A 4,633-nucleotide genomic window follows, 5' to 3' on the forward strand; every position below is an offset into this window, starting at 1 on the left:
GGCGCGCGCTCCGGGCACGTCCTCCAGGGTCGGCTCCGCGGTGGGGCTGAAGCCGTCGGCCGCCGAGGCATCCATGACCCAGACCCGTCCGGCCTGGGCGTCGGCGAAGGCCGTCGTGGTGGCGGCGTGGCTGAAGGTGACGCTCTTGCCGTGGTCGCTGCCCTGGTCGAGGGTGAAGGCGGCGGTGTCCACGCTGCTGGAGCGGGCGTTGAGGGCGTCCTCGACGAAGACCGTGTCGCCCGCCTGGGAGACGTCGAAGGTGTTCGAGTTGGCGCGGACGGCGCCGTCGAGGGTGCGTGAGGGGTAGTTCAGGTGCCCGACGAGCCGGAGGTTCTGATTGGTGACCCAGATGCCGCCGTCGTTGAGCTGCACCTGTCGGGCCGGCACGCCCGGATGGAAGGCGGCCAGCAGCGCCATGACGAGCGCGATCGCGGTCAGGGCCGCGACTCCGCCCCGTTGTCGGCGTAGCAGTTCCGCCATGAATGAGTCCCCCCACGGCGGTTGGGGGGACCCGCCAGTGCTCGGAAGATGTTCAAACCCCGCGCGTCAGAGTAGCAACGAACACGGTCATGGTCGCGGGACGCCCGTGCCCCCGCACGGGGAGGAATGCCCGGAGGAGGAGACCCCTCCGAGGGCCAAGACGGGAATCGCTTTTCGGGGTGCGCAACCCACCCGGCGTGGAATATAGTTGAAGCATCAACTGTTGGGAGAGACATGACCACCACGACATTGCCCGCGACGACGCACATGGGAAGCGTCGCCCTCGACGTCGCCGACCTGGACGCGATGACGACCTTCTACCGCGACGTCCTGCTCCTGGACCAGATCGCCGAGCGCGGGGACGAGATCGATCTCGGCCGCGGCTCCGACGTCCTGGTGACCTTGCGCCATCGTCCCGGCCTGCCGCGCGGTGAGCGCCGGACCGCCGGTCTGTTCCACACCGCGATCCTGCACGACAGCCCGACCTCGCTGGCCACCACGCTGGCGTCCTTCGCGCTGGCCCGTCCTGAGCTGTACACCGGCTCGGGCGACCACCTCGTCTCCCAGGCGTTCTACCTGGACGACCCCGAGGGCAACGGCGTCGAGCTGTACTACGACCGGCCCCGCGACACCTGGACGTGGGACAACGGCCAGGTCCGCATGACGACCCTGTTCGTCGACCCCAACCAGTTCCTGGGCGAGCACCTGACACCGCAGGCCCGCGACTTCGTCGAGACGGCCGCCGGCCGCCGCGGCTCGCTGCCCGACGAGACGGTCGTGGGCCACGTCCACCTGAAGGTCGGCGACACCGCCCGTGCCAAGGACTTCTACGTCGACACGCTCGGCTTCGACGTGACCTCCGAGATGCGCGGCGCCCTGTTCGTGTCCGCCGGCGGCTACCACCACCACATGGCGATGAACACGTGGAGCTCCGAAGGTGTCGGGCTGCGCGCCCCCGGCCTCGGCTTGGGCCGGGTCGACATCGTGGTCCCCAGCGCCGCCGATGTCGCGGAACTGACGACCCGGGCTCGTTCCCGCGGCGTCCAGATCCGCGAGGAGGGCGGCGCTGTCGAACTCGACGACCCGTGGGGCAACCTGGTCCGCCTCAGCGCCTGACCGCCTCATCCCCGGACCCCCGCCCCCGCGCCGAGGACTGAGCCTGAGCCCGCCGAGGACTGAGCCTGAGCCCGCCGAGGACTGACCCCCACGTCGCCGAGGACTGAGGCTGAGCCCGCCGAGGACTGAGCCTGGACGCATCGAGGACTGCGCACCAGGGGACGCGAGCCCTGCTCAGGCGATCATGGCGTCCCGCTCCCCCAGCGTCACCGGATCCTGGGGCGCCGGGAGCGAGGATGGGGCGGCCAGTGCCGCGTCGTAGGCGCGCCGCAGCCGCTCCACCGCCGTGGCGAACGACCCCGGGTCCCCCGCGTAGGGCAAGCGCAGGTGGTGCGCCATGCCGCCGCCGATCGAGAACCGGACGCCTGGCACGACGTAGACGCCGAGCCGCTCCGCCTGACCCGCGACGGCCACCGCGATCGGCTCGGGAAGCCGGCACCACAGCGTCAGCCCTCCGGAGGGGACGCCGAACTCCCACGTCGGCAGGTGGGTGCGCAGCAGCGCGACGAGGGCGTCCCGGGAGCGGCGCAGCGACGCGCGCCGCTCGGCCAGGATCCGGTCGGCGTCCGCCAGCAGATGCACCGCAACCAGTTCGTCGATCACCGAACACCCCAGCGACAAGGTGGACAGCGCCGCGTAGAGGTCGTCGACCTCGGAGCGCGGGGCGCGGATCCACCCCACCCGGATGCCTCCCCAAAACGACTTGCTCATGCTGCCGAGGGTCAGCGTGGACGCCGCCTGCGCGGCGAACGGGGTCGGGCGTCCCCCGGCGGCGCCGTCGAGGTCGAGTTCGGCCATGGTCTCGTCCACCAGGGCTGTGCAGTCCCCGGCCCGCAGCGCTGCGGCGACGGCGGCACGTGTGTCGTCGTCCATGAGCGCCCCGGTGGGGTTGTGGTAGTCGGGGATGAGCATCGCCAAGCGTGGACGCGTCCGTCGGAGGGCGGCCGCAATCTCGGGAACGTGCCAGCCTCCCCCACCGACACCGATGCCGACCAGCCGGGCGCCTTCGGCCCGCAGGGCCTGCGCCGCGTTCGGATACGTGGGCGACTCGATCAGGACGCGGTCCCCCGCCTGGACGCGTGCGCGGGCGACGACGGCGGCACCGGCGAGGGCGCCTGGCACGATCAGGATGTTCTCGGGGTCGGTGGGAAGACCGCGGTCGCGGTAGCGCTGTGCGACGGCCTCGCGCAGGGTGGGCAGTCCGCGCGGGTGGTAGCCGATGCCGCGGGCGTGGGCGCCCAGTTCGCCCAGGGCCGCATCGACGGCCGTCATCAGGCCTGCCGGGGCGGCGGACGCCGCACAGGTGAAGTCGACTTGGTCGTCGTCGGGGTCGGTGAGTTGGGGCCCGAACGGGCTGAGCCGATTGGGCCCGGCTCCGGGAAAACGCAGCACCGTGCCGGAGCCGCGGCGGGTGGCGGCGTAGCCCTCTTTCACGAGTTCTTGGTAGGCACGGGTGACGGTGGTGCGGCTGACGCCGAGCGTCTGCGTGAGCGCCCTTTCGCTGGGGAGGATCGCCCCGGGGACGAGCCGGCCGTCCATGAGCCAGTCGCGAATCCCCGCTGCCAGGGCCCGATAGGCCGGGACGCCTGTCGGGGGCGCCTCGGAGAGCGGGGCGAGCTTACGGGCCGGAATGCGGACGCTCATGCAGGCCACTATCGCGCAAGTGGCTATTGTTGACCAGTCCAGTTGAGGCGAGAGTGGGGTCATGTCCGTGCAACTCAAGCGTCCCGCCGCTGCTCCTCTGCTCGCCTTGTCCCCCCGCGAACAGCTCCGCGCCCCTCGACTCCCCCACCGCATGACGCAGCTCATGATCGGCCTGAGCCTGTACGGGTTCTCCATGGCGATGCTCGTGCGCAGCACCCTCGGGCTGGACCCGTGGGATGTCTTCCACGAGGGGCTCACCAAGCGCACCGGGGCGTCGTTCGGGACGGTCATCCTCGTCGTCGGCTTGGCCGTGCTGCTCCTGTGGGTGCCGCTGCGGCAATGGCCGGGATTCGGCACCATCGCCAACGTGTTCGTCATCGCGTTCGCCACCGACGTCGGCCTGGCCGTCATCGCCGTACCGGACGCGCTGGCGGCCAAGGTCGCGCTGCTGGTGGGCGGCGTGATCCTGAACGGCGTCGCGGGCGGCCTCTACATCGGCTCACAGTTGGGCCCGGGACCCCGCGACGGGCTCATGACCGGGCTGGTGCGACGCACCGGCTGGTCGATCCGGGCCACCCGCACGGGGATCGAGATCCTCGTGCTGGCGTCCGGATTCCTCCTCGGCGGGACGCTGGGCCTGGGCACCGTCCTCTACGCGCTCACCATTGGCCCGCTCGTGCAGTTCTTCCTGCGCGTGTTCACCGTGGAATTGCGCCCGGCGGACGCGTCACCTCAGCCGTAGGTGTCGCGCGGACCTCTCCCCTTCACCGAGCGGGGTCCGTGCTTCCAGCTCGGTGCGTTGGGCCCGATGATCTGGACGCGGAGGATCGTGCCGTCTCCCAGGGACGCGTTCATCTTCGCCACCAGTTGCGGTGCCATGAGCCGCAGTTGGGACGCCCACGCCGTCGAACTGGTGCGCACCACCAGCACCTTGTCGGTGTAGGCCTCCGGGGTGCTGTGCTCGGCGACGGCTGGGCCGACCAGTTCGGCCCAGCGCCCCATCAGGAGGTGGACGTTGACGTCGGCGGACCAGCCGCGCTGCTCGATGACGCGTTCCAGCGCGTCGCCCAGGGGCATCGGGTCGCCGCGCCGGTCGCCCCGGGTTCGGCGTCCTTGACGCGTGCGCTTCTTCTGCCGGGGTGCAGGCGCGGGCACCGTCCGGCCCGCCGCTTCGGCAATCTGTCGCGCCAGGTCCAGCCCGGTGGGGTTGAACTCCACCTCCTCGAACTCGGCGCTCCGCTCCCCCTCGTGCTGCGTGCCGCCGGTGTCGGCATCCGGCTCGGTCGGGTCACTCATCGCCATCGCCTGGGCTCTCACCCGACGCGGCCGGGGACGAATCGTTGACGGCGTCGGCAACGCCGGCACCGACGTCCAGCGGAGCGGTGTCCTCCGG

Annotated in this window: 5 protein-coding genes; 2 read left to right on the forward strand and 3 right to left on the reverse strand. The window is 71.4% G+C overall.

Annotation, left to right across the window (positions count from 1 at the left end; all coding sequences use genetic code 11):
• A partial coding sequence (locus V7E09_RS12850; RefSeq protein WP_324512431.1) for a hypothetical protein occupies positions 1-480 on the reverse strand: 480 nt, incomplete at its 3' end.
• A gap of 234 nt (positions 481-714) precedes the next feature.
• Between V7E09_RS12850 and V7E09_RS12855 the strand changes: the two genes are divergently transcribed.
• Positions 715-1,596: a VOC family protein gene (locus V7E09_RS12855; protein WP_324512430.1), complete on the forward strand. Its 882-nt coding sequence runs from the start codon at positions 715-717 to the stop codon at positions 1,594-1,596.
• Positions 1,597-1,770: 174 nt separating this feature from the next.
• Here the strand turns inward: V7E09_RS12855 and yczR are convergent, their stop codons facing one another.
• Positions 1,771-3,240 carry a MocR-like transcription factor YczR gene (gene yczR / locus V7E09_RS12860; protein ID WP_324523489.1) on the reverse strand — a complete coding sequence of 490 codons (1,470 nt, stop codon included), beginning with the start codon at positions 3,238-3,240 and terminating at the stop codon, positions 1,771-1,773.
• Positions 3,241-3,301: 61 nt separating this feature from the next.
• Here yczR and yczE point away from each other — a divergent pair, with 61 nt between their 5' ends.
• The gene (yczE, locus tag V7E09_RS12865) at positions 3,302-3,982 is read left to right on the forward strand and encodes a membrane protein YczE (RefSeq protein ID WP_324512419.1); all 681 of its coding nucleotides are present in this window, start codon (positions 3,302-3,304) and stop codon (positions 3,980-3,982) included.
• Here the strand turns inward: yczE and V7E09_RS12870 are convergent.
• The gene (locus V7E09_RS12870) at positions 3,973-4,536 is read right to left on the reverse strand and encodes a DUF721 domain-containing protein (protein ID WP_324523490.1); all 564 of its coding nucleotides are present in this window, start codon (positions 4,534-4,536) and stop codon (positions 3,973-3,975) included. The two genes, yczE and V7E09_RS12870, sit on opposite strands and share 10 nt — an antisense overlap.
• Between the last annotated feature and the right edge of the window lie 97 nt (positions 4,537-4,633).

Origin of the sequence: Propioniciclava sp., from assembly GCF_036744435.1 — a bacterium.
GTDB lineage: Bacteria > Actinomycetota > Actinomycetes > Propionibacteriales > Propionibacteriaceae > Propioniciclava.

Bases quoted from the DNA above. Each gene is read 5' to 3' on its own strand.
- yczE (WP_324512419.1), top strand. From the start codon at position 3,302: ATGTCCGTGCAACTCAAGCGTCCCGCCGCTGCTCCTCTGCTCGCCTTG.
- yczR (WP_324523489.1), bottom strand. From the start codon at position 3,240: ATGAGCGTCCGCATTCCGGCCCGTAAGCTCGCCCCGCTCTCCGAGGCG.
- V7E09_RS12855 (WP_324512430.1), top strand. From the start codon at position 715: ATGACCACCACGACATTGCCCGCGACGACGCACATGGGAAGCGTCGCC.
- V7E09_RS12870 (WP_324523490.1), bottom strand. From the start codon at position 4,536: ATGAGTGACCCGACCGAGCCGGATGCCGACACCGGCGGCACGCAGCAC.